20 protein-coding genes and 1 pseudogene are annotated in these 19,642 nt (G+C 70.3%); 8 read left to right on the top strand and 13 right to left on the bottom strand.

All coding sequences use genetic code 11. The features are described from left to right. The first annotated feature begins 53 nt into the window (after positions 1–53). Complete coding sequence (dxs, locus tag QGN30_RS11110; protein ID WP_014382913.1) at positions 54–1,979, top strand: 1-deoxy-D-xylulose-5-phosphate synthase; 1,926 nt, start codon at positions 54–56, stop codon at positions 1,977–1,979. Here the strand turns inward: dxs and QGN30_RS11115 are convergent. The 3 genes and pseudogenes from QGN30_RS11115 to QGN30_RS11125 form a co-directional block, all read right to left on the bottom strand. After that, positions 1,976–3,268: a ribonuclease D gene (locus QGN30_RS11115; protein ID WP_248923149.1), complete on the bottom strand. Its 1,293-nt coding sequence runs from the start codon at positions 3,266–3,268 to the stop codon at positions 1,976–1,978. The two genes, dxs and QGN30_RS11115, sit on opposite strands and share 4 nt — an antisense overlap. Position 3,269: 1 nt before the next feature. Further along, positions 3,270–3,936, bottom strand: a pseudogene (locus QGN30_RS11120) (DUF3000 domain-containing protein). A gap of 78 nt (positions 3,937–4,014) precedes the next feature. Then, entirely contained in the window at positions 4,015–4,836 is an 822-nt protein-coding gene (locus tag QGN30_RS11125) for an enoyl-CoA hydratase/isomerase family protein (protein WP_008258514.1), read from the bottom strand. 85 nt (positions 4,837–4,921) lie between these two features. Here QGN30_RS11125 and hemE point away from each other — a divergent pair, with 85 nt between their 5' ends. From hemE to QGN30_RS11145, 4 genes are read left to right on the top strand one after another with little or no spacing between them, the layout of a single operon-like run. Beyond that, positions 4,922–5,995 carry a uroporphyrinogen decarboxylase gene (gene hemE, locus QGN30_RS11130; RefSeq protein ID WP_233042086.1) on the top strand — a complete coding sequence of 358 codons (1,074 nt, stop codon included), beginning with the start codon at positions 4,922–4,924 and terminating at the stop codon, positions 5,993–5,995. After that, on the top strand, positions 5,992–7,368 hold the full coding sequence (locus QGN30_RS11135) for a protoporphyrinogen oxidase (RefSeq protein WP_248923148.1): 1,377 nt from the start codon (positions 5,992–5,994) through the stop codon (positions 7,366–7,368). The genes hemE and QGN30_RS11135 overlap by 4 nt, the downstream gene beginning before the upstream one ends. Before the next feature lie 5 nt (positions 7,369–7,373). Next, positions 7,374–8,069 (top strand): hydrogen peroxide-dependent heme synthase, encoded by a 696-nt coding sequence (hemQ, locus tag QGN30_RS11140; protein ID WP_008258510.1) that lies wholly within the window; start codon positions 7,374–7,376, stop codon positions 8,067–8,069. Continuing rightward, the gene (locus tag QGN30_RS11145; protein ID WP_009952076.1) at positions 8,066–8,818 is read left to right on the top strand and encodes a class I SAM-dependent methyltransferase; all 753 of its coding nucleotides are present in this window, start codon (positions 8,066–8,068) and stop codon (positions 8,816–8,818) included. The genes hemQ and QGN30_RS11145 overlap by 4 nt, the downstream gene beginning before the upstream one ends. A gap of 162 nt (positions 8,819–8,980) precedes the next feature. On the opposite strand, the gene msrB is transcribed toward QGN30_RS11145, so the two are convergent. Genes msrB through QGN30_RS11165 form a run of 4 tightly spaced genes read right to left on the bottom strand, consistent with a single transcriptional unit; the run spans position 8,981 to position 13,071 of the window. Next, a complete protein-coding gene (gene msrB, locus QGN30_RS11150) occupies positions 8,981–9,406 on the bottom strand; it encodes a peptide-methionine (R)-S-oxide reductase MsrB (RefSeq protein WP_008258507.1) in 426 nt (141 codons plus the stop codon). Beyond that, positions 9,403–10,713: an arabinofuranan 3-O-arabinosyltransferase gene (gene aftC / locus QGN30_RS11155; RefSeq protein WP_009952075.1), complete on the bottom strand. Its 1,311-nt coding sequence runs from the start codon at positions 10,711–10,713 to the stop codon at positions 9,403–9,405. Before aftC ends, msrB begins: the two co-directional genes overlap by 4 nt. Before the next feature lie 28 nt (positions 10,714–10,741). Next, positions 10,742–12,301 (bottom strand): alpha/beta hydrolase, encoded by a 1,560-nt coding sequence (locus QGN30_RS11160; RefSeq protein ID WP_080552477.1) that lies wholly within the window; start codon positions 12,299–12,301, stop codon positions 10,742–10,744. A gap of 14 nt (positions 12,302–12,315) precedes the next feature. Next, positions 12,316–13,071, bottom strand: coding sequence for a pyrimidine reductase family protein (locus QGN30_RS11165; protein WP_009952072.1), 756 nt, complete (start codon positions 13,069–13,071; stop codon positions 12,316–12,318). On the opposite strand from QGN30_RS11165, the gene zapE reads away from it, so the two are divergent. Further along, positions 13,070–14,203 (top strand): cell division protein ZapE, encoded by a 1,134-nt coding sequence (gene zapE / locus QGN30_RS11170; protein WP_029383913.1) that lies wholly within the window; start codon positions 13,070–13,072, stop codon positions 14,201–14,203. The two genes, QGN30_RS11165 and zapE, sit on opposite strands and share 2 nt — an antisense overlap. On the opposite strand, the gene QGN30_RS11175 is transcribed toward zapE, so the two are convergent. The 3 genes from QGN30_RS11175 to QGN30_RS11185 all read right to left on the bottom strand — a co-directional run bounded on the left by QGN30_RS11175 (position 14,181) and on the right by QGN30_RS11185 (position 16,059). Beyond that, on the bottom strand, positions 14,181–14,690 hold the full coding sequence (locus tag QGN30_RS11175) for a GNAT family N-acetyltransferase (protein WP_014380581.1): 510 nt from the start codon (positions 14,688–14,690) through the stop codon (positions 14,181–14,183). The two genes, zapE and QGN30_RS11175, sit on opposite strands and share 23 nt — an antisense overlap. Then, on the bottom strand, positions 14,678–15,196 hold the full coding sequence (locus tag QGN30_RS11180) for a DUF1942 domain-containing protein (RefSeq protein WP_026071301.1): 519 nt from the start codon (positions 15,194–15,196) through the stop codon (positions 14,678–14,680). The genes QGN30_RS11175 and QGN30_RS11180 overlap by 13 nt, the downstream gene beginning before the upstream one ends. 92 nt (positions 15,197–15,288) lie before the next feature. After that, positions 15,289–16,059, bottom strand: coding sequence for a Clp protease N-terminal domain-containing protein (locus QGN30_RS11185; RefSeq protein ID WP_009952068.1), 771 nt, complete (start codon positions 16,057–16,059; stop codon positions 15,289–15,291). 104 nt (positions 16,060–16,163) lie between these two features. Here QGN30_RS11185 and QGN30_RS11190 point away from each other — a divergent pair, with 104 nt between their 5' ends. Together QGN30_RS11190 and QGN30_RS11195 are read left to right on the top strand one after the other, a co-directional pair. Next, positions 16,164–16,499, top strand: coding sequence for a DUF732 domain-containing protein (locus QGN30_RS11190; RefSeq protein ID WP_009952067.1), 336 nt, complete (start codon positions 16,164–16,166; stop codon positions 16,497–16,499). 48 nt (positions 16,500–16,547) lie between these two features. Continuing rightward, complete coding sequence (locus tag QGN30_RS11195) at positions 16,548–16,892, top strand: DUF732 domain-containing protein (RefSeq protein ID WP_009952065.1); 345 nt, start codon at positions 16,548–16,550, stop codon at positions 16,890–16,892. 9 nt (positions 16,893–16,901) lie between these two features. On the opposite strand, the gene QGN30_RS11200 is transcribed toward QGN30_RS11195, so the two are convergent. The 3 genes from QGN30_RS11200 to QGN30_RS11210 all read right to left on the bottom strand — a co-directional run bounded on the left by QGN30_RS11200 (position 16,902) and on the right by QGN30_RS11210 (position 19,624). Next, positions 16,902–17,822 carry a cation diffusion facilitator family transporter gene (locus QGN30_RS11200; protein WP_009952063.1) on the bottom strand — a complete coding sequence of 307 codons (921 nt, stop codon included), beginning with the start codon at positions 17,820–17,822 and terminating at the stop codon, positions 16,902–16,904. A gap of 62 nt (positions 17,823–17,884) precedes the next feature. Beyond that, a complete protein-coding gene (locus QGN30_RS11205) occupies positions 17,885–18,097 on the bottom strand; it encodes a hypothetical protein (RefSeq protein WP_009952062.1) in 213 nt (70 codons plus the stop codon). Between the two features lie 63 nt (positions 18,098–18,160). Next, positions 18,161–19,624 carry an aldehyde dehydrogenase family protein gene (locus QGN30_RS11210; protein WP_225342187.1) on the bottom strand — a complete coding sequence of 488 codons (1,464 nt, stop codon included), beginning with the start codon at positions 19,622–19,624 and terminating at the stop codon, positions 18,161–18,163. Positions 19,625–19,642: the final 18 nt, after the last annotated feature.

The raw sequence follows: 19,642 nt of genomic DNA on the forward strand, positions 1-19,642 counted from the left end.
CACCGCGCATTGACGCTACCAAACCTGCGCGTGTGGCTGCGTAGACTGACGGGATGCTGGAACAGATCCGCGGGCCCGCTGATCTGCAGCACCTTTCTGCGCATCAGCTCCGCGAATTGGCCGCCGAGATTCGCGAGTTCCTGATTCACAAGGTCGCTGCCACCGGGGGACATCTCGGGCCCAATCTCGGCGTGGTCGAACTGACGCTCGCGCTGCACCGCGTGTTCGACTCGCCGCACGATCCGATCATCTTCGACACCGGCCATCAGGCCTACGTCCACAAGATGCTGACGGGACGTTCCCACGAGTTCGAAACCCTCCGCAAAAAGGGTGGGCTGTCGGGGTATCCGTCGCGCGCCGAGAGCGAACACGACTGGGTGGAGTCCAGCCACGCCAGCGCCGCGCTGTCCTACGCCGACGGACTGGCCAAGGCCTTCGAGCTGAGCGGGCACCGCAACCGGCACGTGGTCGCGGTGGTCGGCGACGGGGCGCTGACCGGTGGCATGTGCTGGGAGGCGCTGAACAACATCGCCGCGTCGGGCCGCCCGGTGATCATCGTCGTCAACGACAACGGGCGCAGCTACGCCCCGACGATCGGCGGCGTGGCCGACCATCTCGCCACGCTGCGGCTGCAACCGGTCTACGAGCAGGCCCTGGAAAGGGGCCGCGACGCGCTGCGGGCGCTGCCGCTGGTCGGCCGGCTCGCCTACCGGGTGATGCACAGCGTCAAGGCCGGCATCAAGGACTCGTTGTCACCGCAGCTGCTGTTCACCGACCTGGGGCTGAAGTACGTGGGCCCCGTCGACGGCCACGACGAACGCGCGGTGGAGGCCGCGCTGCGCCACGCCCGCGGCTTCGGGCGCCCGGTGATCGTGCACGTGGTGACCCGCAAGGGGATGGGCTACGCGCCCGCCGAGGACGACGAAGCCGAGCAGATGCATTCCTGCGGGGTGATCGATCCCCTTACCGGCCAGGCGACCAGCGTCCCCGGCCCGGGCTGGACGGCGACCTTCTCCGATGCGCTCATCGGCTACGCCCGCAAGCGCCGCGACATCGTCGCCATCACCGCGGCCATGCCCGGCCCCACCGGGCTGACGCCGTTCGGGCAGCAGTTTCCCGATCGCCTGTTCGACGTCGGCATCGCCGAGCAGCACGCCATGACGTCGGCGGCCGGCCTGGCCATGGGCGGGATGCACCCGGTGGTGGCCATCTATTCGACGTTCCTCAACCGCGCCTTCGACCAGATCATGATGGACGTGGCGCTGCACCGGCTGCCCGTCACCATGGTGCTGGACCGGGCCGGGATCACCGGATCCGACGGCGCCAGCCACAACGGCATGTGGGACCTGTCGATGGTGGGCATCGTGCCCGGCATGCGGGCGGCCGCCCCCCGCGACGCCACCCGGTTGCGCGAGGAACTCGGCGAGGCGCTCGAGGTCGACGACGGGCCGACGGCGCTGCGCTTCCCCAAAGGTGATGTGGGCGAGGATATCCCGGCGATCGAGCGCCGGGGTTCGGGCATCTCGGGCGTCGACGTGCTCGCGGTCCCGGCCGGCGGATGCAACCACGACGTGCTGCTGGTGGGCGTCGGCGCGTTCGCGCGGATGGCGCTGGCGGTGGCCAAGCGACTGCAGGATCAGGGGATCGGCGTCACGGTCATCGACCCGCGCTGGGTGCTGCCGGTCTCGGACAACCTGCTCGACCTGGCGGCGCGGCACAAACTGGTCGTCACCTGCGAGGACAACGGGGTCAACGGCGGCGTGGGCTCGGCGGTGTCGGCCGCCCTGCGCCGCGCCGAGATCGACGTTCCGTGCCGCGACGTCGGCCTGCCGCAGCGGTTCTACGAACACGCCTCCCGGGGCGAGCTGCTGGCCGACCTGGCCCTGACGGATCAGGACGTGGCACGCCGCATCACCGGGTGGGTCGCCGCCCTGGGCAGCAGCGAGGCGGAAGCCGAGATCCGGGAGCACCTCGACTAGTCGGCGCTTTCGGTGCCTTCCGCCTGCAGCGCCCGGGCCAGCACGGGATCCACCAACTCCCGCTGCCAGGGCCGGGCCTGCCCGGCCCGCAGAAACGCCTCGACGGCCTCGAACGGATCCGGCGCGGCCTCCCAGTCCCAGCACAGCCGTCGCACCAGGTCCGGCGAGACCAGGTTCTCGGTGGGGACGTGCACCCGCTCGGAGACCTCCGACAGCGCCGCCCGCGCGGCCTCGAGCCGCGCGGCGGCCTCCGGTTTGCGCCGGCTCCACCGCGCCGGCGGCGGCGGCCCGTTCGGCGGTTCGGCGTCCACGGGCGGATTCTTGTTCTGGCGCGCGGCCTCCAGCGCCGCCAGCCACGTCGCGGCGCTGCGGCGTTGATTGCGCCCCCCGAACACGGGCAGGGCGACCAGTTCCTCGACGGTCGTAGGGTTGGCCAGCGCGGCGTCGATGATGGCCGAGTCCGGAAGGATGCGCCGCGGCGCGATGTCGCGGCGCTGCGCGATCTGGTCGCGCGTCAACCACAATTCGCGCACCGCGGCCAGGCCGCGCTTGTCGCGCACCCGATGGATTCCCGACGTTCGTCGCCACCGGTCCCGTCGCGCCGCGGCACCCGGATCTTTCGAACCCGTGTCCCGCAGGTAGTCGAATTCCTGTGCGGCCCAATCGGTTTTGCCCTGCCCGGCGAGGACCTCCGCGATCGCCGCGCGCAGCTCGATGAGCAGTTCCACGTCCAGCGCGGCGTAGTTGAGCCATTCGGCGGGCAGGGGGCGCTTGGACCAGTCCGCCGCGCCGTGGCCCTTGGCCAGCCCGAAACCCAGCAGCCGCTCGACCATGGTGGCCAGGTTCACGCGTTCGAACCCGGCCAGGCGGCCCGCGAGCTCGGTGTCATACAGCGCGGGTGGCCGCATGCCCACCTCCGCCAAACAGGGCAGGTCCTGATCGGCCGAGTGCAGGATCCATTCGTCGGTGCCCAGCACCTCGGCCACCGGCCGCAGCGCCTCCAGCGGGTCGCGGCCGTGGCTCACCGGGTCGATCAGCACGGTGCCGGAGCCCGCCCGGCGGATCTGGATCAGGTAGGCCCGGTTGGAGTAGCGGAAACCCGACGCCCGCTCGGCGTCCACCGCGAACGGCCCGCGCCCACGGTCCAGGCGCTCGGCCGCGGCCTCGATTTCGTACACGCTCACCGAGATGGGCGGGACGCCTTCGGCCGGGCGTGGAAGTGGGGTGGGGGCGGGTTCGGTGCCGCCGGGCGCGCTGCTGCCCGGCCCGTCGGGCGACGGTTCGCCCATGCTAGGCGCGTGACCGCGAGCTCAGGTCGGTGACTCCGGCGGGCGGCAGGCCCGCGGCGTGCTCCAGCACCTCGCAGAACGCCTCGACGTGCGCGCCGACCGCGGGCGACGTGGCGGTCCAGGACGCCCGCAGCTCGAGCTGGTGGGCGCGCGGCGGCCCCGAGATGTCGCCGTAGCGCACCGAGGTGGTGGCGGTGACGGTGCCGCCCAGCGCGACGACGTGTTCCATGCGTGACTCCAGTGCCTCGACCAGCCAGCTCCACGCTACTTCGGGCAGCAGGGGATCGACGGCCTCGCTGGGGTCGAGGTCGGCCTGGATGTAGGCGACCATGCGGATGGTGCCGTCCCACGCGTCGGCCCCTTCGGGGTCGTACAGCAGGATCAGCCGGCCGAAGGCGTCGCCGTCGGACCGTTCGGGGATGATCTCGCGGTCGGGATGCTTGACCTCGGCGCCCAGCGCGTAGCTGTGGGGAGCGAGGCGTTGCGGCGGCCGGATCGGACCCAGCTCGATCTCCGGCCGCACGGCCACGGCGTTCATCGCCGCCACCGCCTCGCGGAAGGGGGCCGGTTCGGATGAGGTCACTTGGCACCGCTCCTCTTCATCCCGACCGCTCTGTATCGTCACGGCAGGGGTCACAGGGATCGACGGTAGACCCATCGGCTGACACGCTGCGACAGGCGCGCCGGGTTTCAAACCCGCCGCGACCAACCCGTTACCAGCCCTCCACCAAACGTATACGTCCTGCTCAGGTGGCAGATCCGCCGGTAAACCGGGCGGGGCGCTTCTCGCGGTGGGCGGCCAGGCCTTCCTGCACGTCGGGGCCGCTGAAGCTGAGGAATTCCAGGCCCACCGAGGTCTCGAAGGTGGGGCCCATCATGCGGTACCAGTGGTTGAGGCTGCGCTTGGTCCACTGGATGGCGTTCTGCGCGCCCTGCGCCAGGTTCTCGGCGATCCGGGTGGCGGTGGACAGGACGTCATCGTCGTCGACGCAGGTGGAGACCAGGCCGATCCGCTCGGCCTCCTCGCCGAGCAGGGTTTCGCAGGTCAGCAGGTAGTACTTGGCCTTGGCCATGCCGACCAGCAGCGGCCAGCAGATCGCGGCGTGGTCGCCGGCGGCCACGCCGAGCTTCGTGTGCCCGTCGATCAGCTTCGCGGTCCGGCCCGCCACCGAGATGTCGGCCAGCAGCGCCACCACCAGGCCCGCACCCACCGCCGGCCCCCGGATCGCCGACACGACCGGGGTGTCGCAGTTGATCATGTTGTGCACCAGGTCGCGGGCTTCGCGCATGATGCGGATCCGGCCCTCGTACTCGCCGATGGTCTCGGCGATCAGGTCGAAGCTGCCGCCGGAGGAAAAGGCCTTGCCCTCGCCGCGGACCAGGACGACGCGCACGGCCGGGTCGCGATCGATCACCGGCCAGATGTCGGCGAGGTCGCGATGCATCTGCGGGCCCACCGAATTCAGCCCCGGGGAGTCGAGAACCAGCGTCAGCACGCCGTTCTCACCGAGCTCGCACCGCAGGCTGGGGAACTCGTCGTAGTTGGCTGGGGGCTGGCTGACCGGCATCCGGGCTCCTGACGTTCAAACGGTTGCGGTCGCGATAGTACGCAGCGGGGTTCGGTGTTCTGCGGTCATGGCAGCATTGAGGCCGATGAACAGGCCCACGCACACCAGTGCGGACACTCGCCGCGACCTTCCCGAGTCGCCGTATCTGGCCGCGGCGGGCGGCCGAAAGCCCCGCCGGATCCCGGTGTGGTTCATGCGGCAGGCCGGCCGGTCGCTGCCCGAATACCGGGCGCTGCGGGCCCAGCACGACATGCTGTCGGCGTGTTTCGACGCCGAGCTGGTCTGCGAGATCACCCTGCAACCGGTGCGTCGGCACGACGTCGACGCGGCGATCCTGTTCTCCGACATCGTGGTGCCGCTGCTCGGCGCCGGCATCGACCTGGACATCGTCGCCGGGGTCGGTCCGGTGATCGAGTCGCCGGTGCGCACCGCGGCCGACGTCGCCGCGATCAAACCGCTTGAGCGGCAACGGGTTCAACCGATTTCCGACGCCGTGTCGCTGCTGGTGTCCGCGCTCGGCGATGTTCCGCTGATCGGTTTCGCCGGCGCGCCGTTCACCCTGGCGTCCTACCTGATCGAGGGCGGGCCCAGCCGCCACCACGCGCGCACGAAGGCGATGATGCTGGCCGATCCCGACAGCTGGCATGCGGTGATGGAGAAGCTGACCGACATCACCGTCGGTTTCTTGCGGGTGCAACTGGATGCCGGGGTGGACGCGATCCAGGTGTTCGACTCGTGGGCCGGGACGCTGTCGCTGGCCAACTACCGCGCCTACGTGCAGCCGCACAGCGCCCGGATCTTCGCCGCCCTGGCCGAGTACGGCGTGCCGATGACGCACTTCGGCGTCGGCACGGCCGAACTGCTGGGCGCGATGTCGGAGGTCGGCACGACGGTGGTGGGCGTGGATTGGCGAACCTCGCTCGCTGACGCGGCAGCCCGGGTGGAACCCGGCACGGCGCTGCAGGGCAACCTCGATCCGGTGGTCCTGCTGGCGGGCTGGCCGGTGGTCGAACGCGCGGCGCGCGCCGTCGTCGACGACGGTCGGCGCGCGGTCGACGCCGGCGCCGCCGGTCACGTCTTCAACCTCGGCCACGGCGTGCTGCCCGAGACCGACCCCGCAGTGCTGACCGACCTGGTGTCGCTGGTCCATTCGCTATGACGCCCCGCTCGTATTGCGTTGTCGGGGGCGGGATTTCGGGTCTGACGGCGGCCTACCGGCTGCGCATGTCCCTCGGCGACGACGCGGCCATCACGCTGTTCGACCCGGGGGAGCGGCTCGGCGGGATCCTGCGCACCGAGCTGGTCGGCGGGGCGCCGATGGATCTGGGCGCCGAGGCGTTCGTGCTGCGCCGACCCGAGCTGCCGGCGCTGCTGGACGAGCTGAATCTGACTGGGCACCAACTGGTTTCGACCGGCGCCCGCCCGCTGATCTACAGCGGGCAACGGCTGCGCCCGCTGCCCACCGGCACGGTCGTGGGCATCCCGTCGTCGGCGGCGTCGGTGGCCGGATTGGTCGACGAGGCGACCGTCGCCCGCATCCACGCCGAACCCTCCCGCCCGTTGGAGTGGGTCGCCGGCAGCGATCCCGCGGTGGCCGACCTGGTGGGCGACCGGTTCGGCGACCAGGTGGTCGCGCGGTCGGTGGACCCGCTGCTGAGCGGGGTCTACGCGGGCTCGGCGGCCACCATCGGCCTGCGGGCGGCCGCGCCGACCGTGGCCGCGGCGCTGGACCGTGGCGCCGCCAGCCTGACCGACGCCGTCGGGCGGGCCCTGCCGCCGGCCACCGGCGCGCCGGTGTTCGGCGCGCTCGACGGCGGGTACCGGGTGCTGGTCGAGGAGCTCGCCGCGCGCGCCCGGCCGCGCTGGGTGCGCGCCGCCGCGTCGCGGCTCGAGCGCGCCGACGCGGGCTGGGCGGTGTTCGACGACACCGGCGCACGCTGGCTCGCCGACGCGGTGATCCTCGCCGTCCCCGTGCACGAATCGTGCCGCCTGCTCGGCGGCATCGCGCCCCGCAGCGTCGCCGCGGCCGGGCGCATCGCCAGCGCATCGTCGGTGGTGCTGGCGCTGGCCGTGCCGGCTGACACCGCGTTCCCCGACTGCTCGGGCGTGCTGGTGGCCACCGGGGAGCGGTTGCGGGCCAAGGCCATCACGCTGTCGTCCCGCAAGTGGGGCGCCCGGGCCGACGTGCAGCTGCTGCGGTTGTCGTTCGGGCGGTTCGGCGACCACGTGGCGGCCAGCACCTCCGACGACGAGCTGCTGGCCTGGGCGCTGGGAGATGTGGCCACCGTGTTCGGGCTCGACGTCGACCCCGTCGACGTCCGGGTGCAGCGCTGGATCGACGCCATGCCGCAGTACGGCCCCGGCCATGCCGAACTGGTCGCCGAGGTGCGCGCCGGCCTGCCGCCGACGCTCGCGGTGGCGGGCAGCTACCTCGACGGCATCGGCGTGCCCGCCTGCGTCGGCGCGGCCGGGCGCGCGGCCGAGGATGTGATCAGGGCCATCGGAGGCCCGGACCCGGAAGTGGCACGATAGGTTTCATGGCCAAGCTCGACTACGACTCGCTCAACTCCCAGATTCGCTACCTGATGTTCTCGGTTTTCTCGGTGGAGCCGGGTGAGCTGGGCGAGGAGCGCGACGACGTGATCGACGAGGCGTCGACGTTCCTCAAGCAACAGGAGGAGCGCGGGGTCGTGGTGCGCGGGCTCTACGACGTGGCGGGCATGCGGGCCGACGCGGACTTCATGATCTGGACGCACGCCGAACGCGTCGAGGCGCTGCAGGCCACCTACGCCGATTTCCGCCGCACCACCGCGCTGGGGCGGGCCAGCTCGCCCGTGTGGAGCAGCGTCGCCCTGCATCGGCCGGCCGAGTTCAACAAGAGCCACATCCCGGCGTTCCTGGCCGGCGAGGAGCCCGGCAACTACATCTGCGTGTATCCCTTTGTGCGGTCCTATGAGTGGTATCTGCTGCCCGACGAGGAACGCCGCCGCATGCTCGCCGAGCACGGCATGGCCGCCCGCGAATACAAGGACGTCCGCGCCAACACGGTCCCGGCGTTCGCGCTCGGCGACTACGAGTGGATCCTGGCGTTCGAGGCTCCCGAGCTGCACCGCATCGTCGACCTGATGCGCGAGCTGCGCGCCACCGACGCCCGCCGGCACACCCGCGAGGAGACGCCGTTCTTCACCGGCCCCCGGGTGGCCGTCGAGCAGTTGGTGAAAGCCCTGCCATGACAGCGCCGTTCGATCCGACCGACCCCACCCGTTTCGAGCAGATGTACCGCGACGACCGGACGTCGCACGGCCTGCCCACCGCCACGCCGTGGGACATCGGCGGCCCGCAACCGGTGGTCCAGCAACTCGTGGCGTTGGGCGCGATCAAAGGCGAGGTGCTCGATCCGGGCACCGGCCCCGGTCACCACGCCATCTACTACGCCTCGAAGGGCTATTCGGCGACCGGCATCGACGGCTCGGCCGGCGCCATCGAGCGCGCCCGGGCGAACGCCGAAAAGGCCGGGGTATCAGTCAATTTCGAGGTGGCTGACGCCACGAAGCTGGACGGGTTCGACGGCCACTTCGACACCGTGGTGGACTGCGCCTTCTATCACACGTTCAGCACCGAGCCGCAGCTGCGACGGTCCTACGCCGAGGCGCTGCGGCGCGCCACCAGGCCGGGTGCGCGGCTGTACATGTTCGAGTTCGGCGAACACAACATCAACGGCTTCAAGATGCTGCGGTCGTTGTCCGAGAGCGACTTTCGCGACGTGCTGCCCGACGCCGGGTGGGACATCACGTATCTGGGCACGACCACCTACCAGGTCAACATCAGCGCCGAGTCCATCGAGTTGATGGCCGCGCGCAACCCCGACATGGCCGACGAGGCGGCGAAGTTGCTGGAACGGTTCCGCGCCATGGAACCCTGGCTCGACGGCAGCCGGGTGTACGCGCCGTTCTGGGAAGTGCACGCCACGCGGGTCGACTGAGGGCCTGGGCGTCACACCCGTCGCGTCTGTCACTGGGGGAGGGAAGGGGGCTTTTGCCCACCTCCCAGCGACAACGTGTTTCCCCTGGTCACACCCGTTAACGACGTTGTCGCTGGGAGGTGGGCACAACGCATGCCCCCCGATTCTTGTGACTGCTGGGACTCAAGCCCCCGACGGCACCAGTCGCAGGCAGACCGAGTTGATGCAGTACCGCTGGTCGGTCGGCGTCGGATAGCCCTCACCGGCGAACACGTGGCCCAGGTGGCTGTGGCAGTTCGCGCACAGCACCTCGGTGCGCGTCGTCCCCATCGAATGGTCGGGCCGCAGGATCACCGCATCGGATTTCGCCGGGTCGAAGAACGACGGCCAGCCGCAATGCGACTCGAATTTCTCTGTGCTGCGGAACAATTCGGCACCGCAGGCACGGCACTGGTACACGCCTTCGGTCTTGGTGTCGGTGTATTCACCCGTGAAGGGTCGCTCGGTGCCCGCTTGGCGCAGCACGTGAAACTCTTCCGGGGTGAGCTTCTGGCGCCACTCGTCGTCGGTCAGCTGCAGCTTCGGACGCGATACGTCGGGGGAGGTCATGCATCCACGGTAGCGCGCTGCCGCTCGGTCATCAGCCACGCCGGATCGATCCCGTCATCCAGCCGGTTCTCAGCCTTGGCATCGAGGTACCGGAAGTACAGCACGGTGAACACCACGATCAGCAGCAGCGACCAGCCGTAGGTGATCTTGAGGTACTCCAGCGCCCGGCCCCAGCGCATCCAGTTGAACAGCAGCCAGCGGTCCAGGGTCATGAAGCCGTAGATCCCCAGCCACGCGGGCCAGTTGCGGATCAACGAGTTGGGCAGCACGACCGTCATCAAAAACGGGAACAGCATCATCGAGTAGTAGCCCTGGGCCAGCGACGACACCAGGAACGACCACAGCAGCAGCACACCCGCGGAGTTGGTCAACCAGAACCGCGGGTCCCGGGTGCGGTAGTGGCGGTACAACAGCCACAGGGCCCCAATGGCCAACAGCGTGAACAGGATTCGCAGGAACACGATCAACCAGGTGGGCAGGCCGAAGTACACGCCGTTGCCCTCGATCGAGCTGTTGAAATAGTCGCGGGTGCCCAAAAAGTAGGGCACCGTGCGGGTCACGAAGTCCATCGGATCACTGACCAACGGCCACGCGGCCGCGTTGACGACGACGGGAATCACGAAGGCGGGCACCAGCGTCCGCCACTGGCGGTTCAGCACCGGCAGCAACAGCAACGGCAACAGCACCGGTTTGAGCGTCAGCGTCAGGCCGATCGCCACGCCGGCCCACCACTGCCGGCCGATCCGGCCGTCGAGCAGCCACCGCAGGAACAGCATCTCGGCGAGCAGCACGCAGCCGTTGATGTTGGTGAACACCAGCGTGTTGGTCACCGTCTCGGTGCAGAACATGGCCAGCAGCAGCGCGGGCGCGGCGACCGAGGACAGCGTGTAGTTGAACATCCGCAGCAGCAGATACCACGCGGCCAGGATGGCCACGGTGTTGATCAGGATGAACAGGTAGCGCGACGGATACTCGGGCAGGTACCCGAACGGTGCCATCAGCAGTGTGCCGCCGGGCGGATACAGGTAGTGCGGGTCGACGTAGTCGAAGTGCTCGTTGTAGATGTCCCAGCCGCGCCGGAAGTTCACCACCGCCCGGTAGACGGGTTTGAAGTCGTCGGTGATGTTGCCGTTGGTGGTGATGACGATGCTGCGGTGCAGCACCGAGAGGATGGCGATCGGCCATAGCGCGGACCGCAAGATGCTCGCCACGCTCGGCGCGCCGGTGCGGGGACGAAAGGCGGTCAGGAGCCGCTCGCGCGAGCCGGTTCGGATCGATTCAGCTGCCGTCACCAGCGCACCGTACACCGGCGCGCCGGCGCCGCTGAAGGCAGCATCAGGCCGGGCAGTAGGTGTCGGTGTTGGGCAATTTGCCGCTGCTGAGGTAGCCGTTCAGCGGCGCAACCGCGCAGCCCGAATAGATGCTGGCGCCGTGCCCGATGCCCTGCCACATCACCCGCTTGCTGGCCGCGTTGGCGTTGATGATGCTGGCCGCGGTCGCCGCGACCCCGTCGGTCCCCACGATCGGGTCGTTCTGCACGCCGAGCAGCAGCACGTCGACCTTCAGGGTCTTCGGGGAGGGCGGCGGGGAACCGGTGGGCCAGTGCACGCACTTGACCATGTTGAGCGCGGCGACGGTACCGAATTGGGGGTAGAGCTTGCCCCAGGCGACGAACAGCTCACGCACCCGGTCCGGGGTCGGGCGATTGACGGCGTCACTGCAGACATTGACGAACTGGCCGTCGGAGTCCTGCACGGTGTTGGCGTGGTTGATCAGGTTGTTCAGCCCGTTGGTGTCACCGGAGCGGGCGGCCGCGAGCGCGTTGGCCAGGTCGGTTGTGGCGTTGACGCGACCGCCGGACGGGAAGCCCAGCGCGACGGTGATGGCGTTGGCGACCTGTGCCACCGACGCGCCGCCCGGGCCCCTGCCGGCGCGGGCGTCGGCCAGCAGGGCGCTGACGGCGCCCTTCGGGTCCGGACCGAGCGCGCAGTTCACCGCGATGCACTGGGCGGCGAAGGCGTCGAGCGCGGCCTGCTGCCCCTTGACCTGTTGCTCGGCGGCGGCTTCGGCGTTGGTGCCCAACGCGACCGGTGAGTCGAGGACGAGGCGGGCGACCTTGTCGGGCCGCGATCCGGCGTAGGTCAGCGCCACCTGGGCGCCGTTGCCGATGCCGATCAGCGCCAGGGCGGGCACGTCCCAGGTGCTGCGCAACCGCTCGATGTCGGAGGCGGCGTGTGCGTCGTCGTAGGCGGAGGCCCCAGGCGCGATGGCGTCGGTGCAGTTGGTGGTAGCGGTGTTGGCGACCTCGGACAGGTTGGCCACCGGGTCGTCGCCGGTCTGGAACTGCGACTGGTCGCGCATCTCCTGGCGGTCGAACTTGTCCCGGCAGTCGATGGGGCTCGACATGCCGATGCCGCGACGGTCGACGGCGACGATCGGGTGGGCGGCGAGCACGTCGGCGCCGGCCCGGGACAGCCAGACCGGCAGCTGCGCCGACGACGGCAGATCCGAGCCGGTGGTGAAGACCAGCGGCCCGGCGTCGTGGGGCGTCTTGTTCGTGCGGGCGCGCACCACGCCGATGCTCAGGCTGCCGCCCCCGCCGTTGACCGGGTCCAGGTCGGAGTCGTAGGTGGCGCAGTCGAGCTGGACACCCGCGGCGGCGGGAACCGCCGCGTCGGCGAACACCCGCGAGGTGCAGTCGTGCCACGCCAGGTCGTTCTTGGGCGCGGTGATCGGGGGCGGGCCGGACGGCGCCGGCTTGGAGGTGGCCGCTCCTTGCGGCCGCGCACCGGAATTCGTGGCGAAGCGCGGGTTGGCGGCCAGGCCCGGGACGCAGCCGGCCAGCAGCGCGGTCACCGCAACGAGGATCGTGGCGCACGTGTACGGCCGACTCATGCCGACCACAGTAGCTAGGCCCTGACGTAGCGGGTGTAAAGGTAGCCGGCGTCGTCGGTCAGGACGTGGGCGCACCGCATCCCGGTGAGCAGCTGGCCCGGGCCGGCCGCGATGCGTCGCGCCTGGCCCCCGACGATGTAGGGCGCGATCGTCAGGCACAGCTCGTCGAGCATGTCGCGGTCGATCAGCGAGCCCAGCAGCATCGGGCCGCCCTCGGTGAGGATGCGGCGCAGCCCGCGCGCGCCCAGGGCCGCCAGCAGGGCGGCCTCGTCGACCTTCTCGGGATCGCCGGCGGAGCAGTCGAGGACCTCGCACACGCCGCTGAGCAGCCGCCGCGTCTGGGCGGCCGCCGCGGCGCAGGTGAGCACCAGCGGGGGCACCTCGGTGCGGGTGAACACGGCCATGTCCCGGTTGAGGTGGCCCGATTTGGTCACGATCGCCAGGGGCGGGACCTCGCTTTGCCCGCGGGCCTGCCGGTGCTGGCGCTGGGCGGCGCCCAGCTGCGCCCCGGAGTAGCCCTCGATCCGCACGGTGCCCGCGCCGACCACGATGACGTCGGCGAGCTCACGCAGCAGGTTGAAGATGAACCGGTCGCCCGGCCCGCCCATCGCCCCGCTGCTGCCGCCCGAGGTGGCGCCGCCGTCGACGCTGGTGATGAAGTTCGCCCGCACCCAGGTCGCGTCGTGCTCGGGATAGCCGTAGAGCCGGGGGAGTTCGCCGTCCTCGAGGTCGCGCACCGAGCCCAGCAGCGACAGCGGCGTCTCGGGCATGGGTCTGATTGCAGCACGCCGCTACAGTTCCTGCATGCACGGGTCCACCTCCGCGGGCGTTTCGGGCGCCGTCGCGCGCCTGGTGGATCGGCATCCGACCGTCTCGCCGGAGCGCCTGATCGCCCAATTGAGGCCGCCCCCGACGTTCGCCGACGTGAGCTTTGCGACCTACCAGCCCGATCCGGCCGAGCCGACGCAGGCCGCCGCGGTGCTGGCATGCCAGGACTTCTGCCGGCAGGCCACGCAGCGCCGCGCGGGCCGCCGAAAGTTGTTGGGACGACGGCAGGTTCTGCCCGGTGTCGGGCTGTACCTCGACGGCGGGTTCGGCGTGGGCAAGACGCACCTGCTGGCTTCGGCCTACTACGAACTGCCCGGTGACGGGCCGGGTGGGTCGAAGGGCGGGACGCCGGATGGCCCGCCCCCCAAGGCTTTCGCGACCTTCGGGGAGCTCACCCAGCTCGCCGGGGTGTTCGGCTTCGCCGAATGCGTCGACCTGCTGGGCGCCTACACGGCGGTCTGCATCGACGAGTTCGAGCTCGACGACCCGGGCAACACCACGCTGATCGCGCGGCTGCTCTCGTCGCTGGTCGAGCGCGGGGTGTCGGTGGCCGCCACCTCCAACACGCTGCCCGAGCAGCTCGGCGAGGGCCGCTTCGCGGCGCAGGATTTCCTGCGCGAGATCAACACGCTGGCAAGCATTTTCACCACCGTGCGCATCGAGGGGCCCGACTATCGGCACCGCGGCCTGCCGCCGGCCCCGCAGCCGCTGTCCGACGAACAGGTGGCGGCGCGCGCGGCGCGCGTCGACGGGGCCACGCTCGACGACTTCGACGCGCTGTGCGCGCACCTGGCCACCATGCACCCGTCGCGGTACCTGACGTTGATCGAGGGCGTGCGCGCGGTGTTCGTGACCGGCGTGCACGGGATCGACGACCAGAACGTCGCGCTGCGGCTGGTGTCGCTTACCGACCGGCTCTACGACGCCGGAATTCCCGTGGTGGCGTCGGGCGCCAAACTGGACACCATCTTCAGCGAGGAGATGCTGGCCGGCGGATACCGAAAGAAGTACCTACGGGCCACATCCCGGCTGCTGGCGTTGACCGCTGCGGCTAGCTCAGCTCGCGAACCATGACATAGTCGTGCTCGAGGCCGGCGCCGAGACGAAACGTCCTGGTGCCGCTGATCCTGAAGCCGCTCTTGGCGTAAAAGCGTTGCGCGCGTTGGTTTGCCTGGTTGACCCCCAGCCACACGCGCCGCGCGCCCCACTCGCCGGCGGTGGCCAGCGCGCGGTCCATCAGGGCCGTCGACACCCCGCCGCCGTGGTACGCGGGCAGCACGTAGATCTTGGACAGCTCGGCGGCGCCGGGCTCGCGAATCAGCATGGCGTAGCCGATGATCCGGCCGTCGTGCGCCGCGGTGAGGACGGCGCGGTGCGGATCGGCGAGGTAGTCCGCGAAGCGCTCGGCCGACAGGTTGGCGGCCACGAAGGCCGCGATGTTCTCCGGGGCCGCCGTGGGCGGGCACGCGAGCGGAAAGGTAAGGGCCGCAACGGCGGCCAGCTCGGCGGCGGCACCGGAATCCGCCGCCGCGACGTGGACGGTTCGGATCAAAGATTCCACTGGGCGAGGTGATAGCCCGTCTTCTTGTCCAGCAGGACGACGGTGGAGACGGGGTCGCGGTACGCGTCCCAATACACCTCACCGCGCACGATCGCCCCGTTGGGCGCGTTGACGATCACGTTGTCCAGCGCGTCGGGCGCATCGGAGGCCCGCGGCTTGTAGGCGTCGGCGTTCGGGGTCACCCCGTTGAAACTGAAGATCGTCGCCATGATGTACGGATTGGGCACGCGGATCGCACGAATCGTCACGTCGGCGCGCTCGACGGTGCTGCCGGGGAAGCCCTTGTAGGTGCCCTCGCGCGTGTAGCCGAAGCCGGGTGGCGGGTCGCAGGGCGCCACGCCGCTGACGGTCACGTCCGCGATGAACGTGCCGTTGTCCACGCGCAGCGTGTCCCCGATGTGGCCGATCGGCGCGTCGCCGGCACCCGCGGGCGGCGCCGGAACGACGGCGGTCACGCTCGCCGCGGCAACCAGCGCGGCCGACACCGATACCAGCCAGCGGCGCATCTTCGCCATGTCTTGCCTCCTTGGCACCGTTGCGGGGACCCTCGCATGATCGCACACGCGGTAGCGCCCGAGGCAGGGGTCGGCCGCAGCCGTCAGGCGTCACCGCCGCCGTCCGGGGCAACGGATTTCCCGCCACCGAGCGAGTCCAGCGCCGCGATCAGATCGGCCTCGACCCGGTCCTTGTCGACGCCGCACCGGTGCAGCGGCCCCGGGGTGGAGGAGGCGGCCTCCAGTTCGAGCAACGCCAGCAGCTGGTGCTCGGTGCCGACGTAGTTGTGGCCGAGCCGAAGGGCCTCGCGCACGGTCAATTCGAGGGCCTTGCGCGCCGGCCCGCTGAACGGGATGAGTTCGGGCGGTTGGTCTTCCACGCGCAGCGCGGCGATCGACGCGGCCGCGGCGTCGCGTAGCGCCTCGGTGTCGATCTTTTGCAGGCGCAGCAACACCGTGGCGAGCGCGGCCGCGTCGGCGAGCACCCCGATCAGCAGGTGGTCGGGGGTGATCTCGCCGTTGCCGGCCTCGTGCGCGGCGTTCTGGGCCGCCACCACCGCGCCGCGCGCCCGCGGCGTGAACCGCGCGAAGCCTTGCTCCGGCCCCAGGGTGGTGGCCTCGGCGCGGGGGACGAATCGTTTCTGGGCGGCTTGTTTGGTGACGCCCATGCTCTTGCCGATGTCGGTCCAGGACGCTCCGGAGCGGCGGGCCTGGTCCACGAAATGGCCGATCAGGTGGTCGGCGATCTCGCCCAGGTGCTCGGCGGCCAGCACGGCGTCGGTCAGCTGGTCCAGCACGTCGGGGTGGATGGTCTTGATCGCGGTGATCAACTCGTCGAGGCGGATCGGATACGCGATGCGGATGGGCTCGGACATGTCGTCAACGCTAGGTTGACGGATGCCGAGTGTCAACCGCGAGTTGACGATGCCTGTCGCTAGCGGGTGCGGGTGGGCGACATCTCTGGGAGAATCACTGAGCCATGAAGCTCATGCTCGCCCTGTCCGGCCTGGCCGTCACGATCGGCCTCGCGGTGCCGGCGCACGCCGACCCCGTTGACGGCGTCGACGGCACCGACGAAGCGTTCATCGCGTCACTGCGCGCGGCCGGCATCACCTTCGCCGATTCCGACAAGGCGGTGGGCGCGGGCAAATGGGTGTGCGACACGGTCGGCCAGGGCACGCAGATGCCCGACGTGGTCAAGACGCTGCTGTCCAAGAACTCCGCGCTGAGCGAGGGCAAGGCCAATCAGTTCGCGGCCATCGCCGCGAGCACGTACTGCCCGGGCGCGATCACCTCCACCACGAACACCCCGTAACGGCGCCGAGGTGCCGATCGTCGCCGGGTTTGAAACAATCATGGCGTTATGCGATTTCTCCTCGGGCTCTGCAGTGCCGCCGCCGCGCTCGGCCTGGCCGTCCCGGCCCACGCGGACGTCGACAACGATCAGGATTTCCTCAAGGACCTGCGCGACGCCGGCATCACCTACCAGGACGCCGGCAACGCGATCACCATCGGCAAGTCGGTGTGTGAGCTGCTCGACGACGGCCAGTCGGACGCGAAGATCGTGACGGACCTGCGCAACCAGAACCCGGCCTTCCAGGGCGCCAGCGCGGCCAAGTTCACCTTCCTCTCGGCCGCCCACTACTGCCCGAAGTACATCACTGGCGAGGACCGCGGGCCCAAGCCCGAAGGCGCCGCCGGCAACTGAGCCGACCGGTCAGGCCGCCCGCGCCGTCCAGGTGAAGCTCTGCATCTCCGGGATCCGCGGCGCCAGGGCCGCGGCGACGCTGCGACCGATCTGATCGGACGCGGCCAGCGACGTATCCGCGTTCAGGAACCCTTCCACTTCCACGCGCAGGGTCCGGCCGGTCCATCGGGCCCGGGCGTGCGCGTGCGTCACGCCGGGCACCGAGGCGGCGACGGCCTCGGCGGTGGTGATGATGTCGGGGTCGACGCCATCGAGCAGGCGATGCGCGATGTCGGCGGTGACCTCCCAGCCGACGTGGCAGATGAATCCGGTGACGACGATTCCGGCGACCGCGTCGGCCCAGCCCCAGCCGAGTGCCACGCCGATCAGCCCCAGCACCGCCCCGGCCGACGACAACGCATCGAGCCAGGAGTGCTTGGCGTCGGCCACCATGGTGGCCGACCGAATTCGCTTGCCTACCACCAGTTTGTAGCGGGCCACCAGCTGGTTGCCCGCGACGCCCACGACGGCCGCGGCGATGCCCCAGCCCACGTAGCCGGTGCCGCCGTGACGGAGCAACTTGGTGACGCTCTCGAAACCGGCGACCACGGCGCTGCCCCAGATCACCAGGGCCACCCCGATGCCGGCGAGGTCCTCGGCGCGTTCGTAGCCATAGGGGTACCGCTCGGTGGGGACCTTGCGCGAGGCGCGGAAGCCGACGAACACCAGGGCGCTGGTGGAGACGTCGGACAGGTTGTGCAGCGCATCGCCGAGCAGCGCCACCGAACCGGACAACAGCGCGATGACCAGTTCCACCAGGCCGGTCAACGCCAGCCCGGCCGCGCTGACGGCGACCGCACGGTTGGCCTGCCGGCGCTCGCCGGCGTCGTCGGCCGCGGTGTCGAGGGGAAAACCTGCCGCCGGGTCACGGACCCCGTTGATCGCATGCATACCGTCAGCATGCCCGATGCGGCTGCGGCCCCCAAGGGTTTACGGCAGACGAGGGCCGCGCCCTACTTGTCCTGCTCCGGCTTGGACGGTTGATCACGCCACGGCCGGACGGTCTTCGGCAGGAGCATGAACGCCACGGGCACGCGCACCAGGGCGTCGCGGGCGGAGACCTCGAGGAACACGATCTCCATCTCGAGGCTGTTCAGGGGCCGCGTTTCCATCATGAAGCGTGTCCGCAAGTAGCGGGGGGTCCGCAGCCACTCGACCAAACTCATGAAGGCGACTGTACGCCACTAGCGGAAATACCTGATGGACACCGTGTTTCGGAACTCTGTCCGTCAGCTCATGCCGATGCGGATGTTCTTCACCTGCAGAAAGTCATACAGGCCCTCCACGCCGCCGGTGCGGCCGAACCCGCTCTGTTTGTATCCGCCGTAGGGGCCTTGGGGCGCGATGTCGCTGTGCCTGTTCACCCACACCGAACCCGCTTCCAGCCGGCGCGCCACCCGATGCGCCCGCTCCAGGTCGGAGGTGGCCACGAATGCGTTGAGGCCGTAGCGGGAGTCGTTGGCGATCCTGACCGCCTCGTCCTCGTCGCCGAACGGCATGACGGAAGCCACCGGCCCGAATGTCTCGGTTTGCGCCAGCGCCGAGCGGTTGTCGACGTTCGCGAAGATCGTCGGCTCGATGAAATAGCCGGACGCGAGTTCACCTCCCAGCCGGCGCCCGCCGGTGATCAGGTCGCCGGCCTTCTCGCTGACCGCCTGGTCAATGACACCGAGGATGCGTTCGGCGGCGGCTTCGCTGACGACGGGCCCGAGCATGACGTCGGGCTGCAGCGGATCCCCGACCTTCGCGGCCCGCACGGCCGCCGCGAGCTTCTCCACGAACGCCGTGTACACCGACGCCTGGACGAGGATCCGCGAGGCGCAGGCGCAACTTTGGCCGGCCTGGGTGATGGGCCCCTGGTGGGCCGCGATGACGGCGGCCATGTCGAGGTCGGCGTCGGCGAACACGAGATACGCCGACTTGCCGCCCAATTCGGCCGTCACGGGTGTGAGGTTGTGCGATGCGGCCTGCAGCACCTTCTGCGCGGTCGCCTGTCCGCCGGTGAAGTGGATCTTGCGGACCCCCGGGTGACGCACCAGCGCGTCGCCGCCCTCCGGGCCGGCCGGCAGCACGTTCACCAACCCCGGCGGCAGGCCCGCTTCCAGGCAGAGTTCGCCAAAGCGCAAGGGCGCCAACGACGCAACCTCCGAGGGTTTGAGGATGACGGCGTTCCCCGCCGCCAGCGCGGGGGCCACGGCCGCGCCGACCACGACCAGCGGCCCGTTCCACGGGGCCAGGACGCCGACGACGCCGTACGGTTCGCGCTCGACGATGTTGACGTCGAACGCGCCGGCGACGGGAGTGCTTGCGCCGTGCGACTTGTCGACGTAGCCGGCGTAGTAGCGCAGGAACCGCTCCGTCAGTACGGAGTTGCCGGCGACCGCGATCGGGACGCCGTAGTCGTGCACGTTGAGCTCGCTCAGCTCGGCGAAGTGGTCGCGCACCACGTCGGCCAGCGCGAACAACAGGTCGCGGCGGCGATCGACGGGGTAGGACATCCATTCCCGGTGCGCGTCCCACGCGCTGTCGACGGCCCGATCGACCTCGCTTCGGCCGGCCAGGGGTATGGACGCGTTGGGCAGGCCGGTGCCCGGGTAGACGTGGCGGTATGTTCCGCCGGATGCCGCGGTAATGCGTTCTCCGCCAATGAGTAACGCACCCGAGAACGTCGGTGACGACGCGGTTGCCGTCATGGCAGTGTCCTCCGTTGT

This window comes from Mycobacterium sp. 3-98 (assembly GCF_035918355.1).
GTDB classification, from domain to species: domain Bacteria; phylum Actinomycetota; class Actinomycetes; order Mycobacteriales; family Mycobacteriaceae; genus Mycobacterium; species Mycobacterium intracellulare.

What these genes read in the sequence shown, in the direction of transcription:
- dxs (WP_014382913.1), top strand. Translation starts at nt 54, where the DNA reads ATGCTGGAACAGATCCGCGGGCCCGCTGATCTGCAGCACCTTTCTGCG.
- QGN30_RS11115 (WP_248923149.1), bottom strand. Translation starts at nt 3,268, where the DNA reads ATGGGCGAACCGTCGCCCGACGGGCCGGGCAGCAGCGCGCCCGGCGGC.
- QGN30_RS11125 (WP_008258514.1), bottom strand. Translation starts at nt 4,836, where the DNA reads ATGCCGGTCAGCCAGCCCCCAGCCAACTACGACGAGTTCCCCAGCCTG.
- hemE (WP_233042086.1), top strand. Translation starts at nt 4,922, where the DNA reads ATGAACAGGCCCACGCACACCAGTGCGGACACTCGCCGCGACCTTCCC.
- QGN30_RS11135 (WP_248923148.1), top strand. Translation starts at nt 5,992, where the DNA reads ATGACGCCCCGCTCGTATTGCGTTGTCGGGGGCGGGATTTCGGGTCTG.
- hemQ (WP_008258510.1), top strand. Translation starts at nt 7,374, where the DNA reads ATGGCCAAGCTCGACTACGACTCGCTCAACTCCCAGATTCGCTACCTG.
- QGN30_RS11145 (WP_009952076.1), top strand. Translation starts at nt 8,066, where the DNA reads ATGACAGCGCCGTTCGATCCGACCGACCCCACCCGTTTCGAGCAGATG.
- msrB (WP_008258507.1), bottom strand. Translation starts at nt 9,406, where the DNA reads ATGACCTCCCCCGACGTATCGCGTCCGAAGCTGCAGCTGACCGACGAC.
- QGN30_RS11160 (WP_080552477.1), bottom strand. Translation starts at nt 12,301, where the DNA reads ATGAGTCGGCCGTACACGTGCGCCACGATCCTCGTTGCGGTGACCGCG.
- zapE (WP_029383913.1), top strand. Translation starts at nt 13,070, where the DNA reads ATGGGTCTGATTGCAGCACGCCGCTACAGTTCCTGCATGCACGGGTCC.
- QGN30_RS11165 (WP_009952072.1), bottom strand. Translation starts at nt 13,071, where the DNA reads ATGCCCGAGACGCCGCTGTCGCTGCTGGGCTCGGTGCGCGACCTCGAG.
- QGN30_RS11180 (WP_026071301.1), bottom strand. Translation starts at nt 15,196, where the DNA reads ATGCGCCGCTGGCTGGTATCGGTGTCGGCCGCGCTGGTTGCCGCGGCG.
- QGN30_RS11185 (WP_009952068.1), bottom strand. Translation starts at nt 16,059, where the DNA reads ATGTCCGAGCCCATCCGCATCGCGTATCCGATCCGCCTCGACGAGTTG.
- QGN30_RS11190 (WP_009952067.1), top strand. Translation starts at nt 16,164, where the DNA reads ATGAAGCTCATGCTCGCCCTGTCCGGCCTGGCCGTCACGATCGGCCTC.
- QGN30_RS11195 (WP_009952065.1), top strand. Translation starts at nt 16,548, where the DNA reads ATGCGATTTCTCCTCGGGCTCTGCAGTGCCGCCGCCGCGCTCGGCCTG.
- QGN30_RS11200 (WP_009952063.1), bottom strand. Translation starts at nt 17,822, where the DNA reads ATGCATGCGATCAACGGGGTCCGTGACCCGGCGGCAGGTTTTCCCCTC.
- QGN30_RS11205 (WP_009952062.1), bottom strand. Translation starts at nt 18,097, where the DNA reads ATGAGTTTGGTCGAGTGGCTGCGGACCCCCCGCTACTTGCGGACACGC.
- QGN30_RS11210 (WP_225342187.1), bottom strand. Translation starts at nt 19,624, where the DNA reads ATGACGGCAACCGCGTCGTCACCGACGTTCTCGGGTGCGTTACTCATT.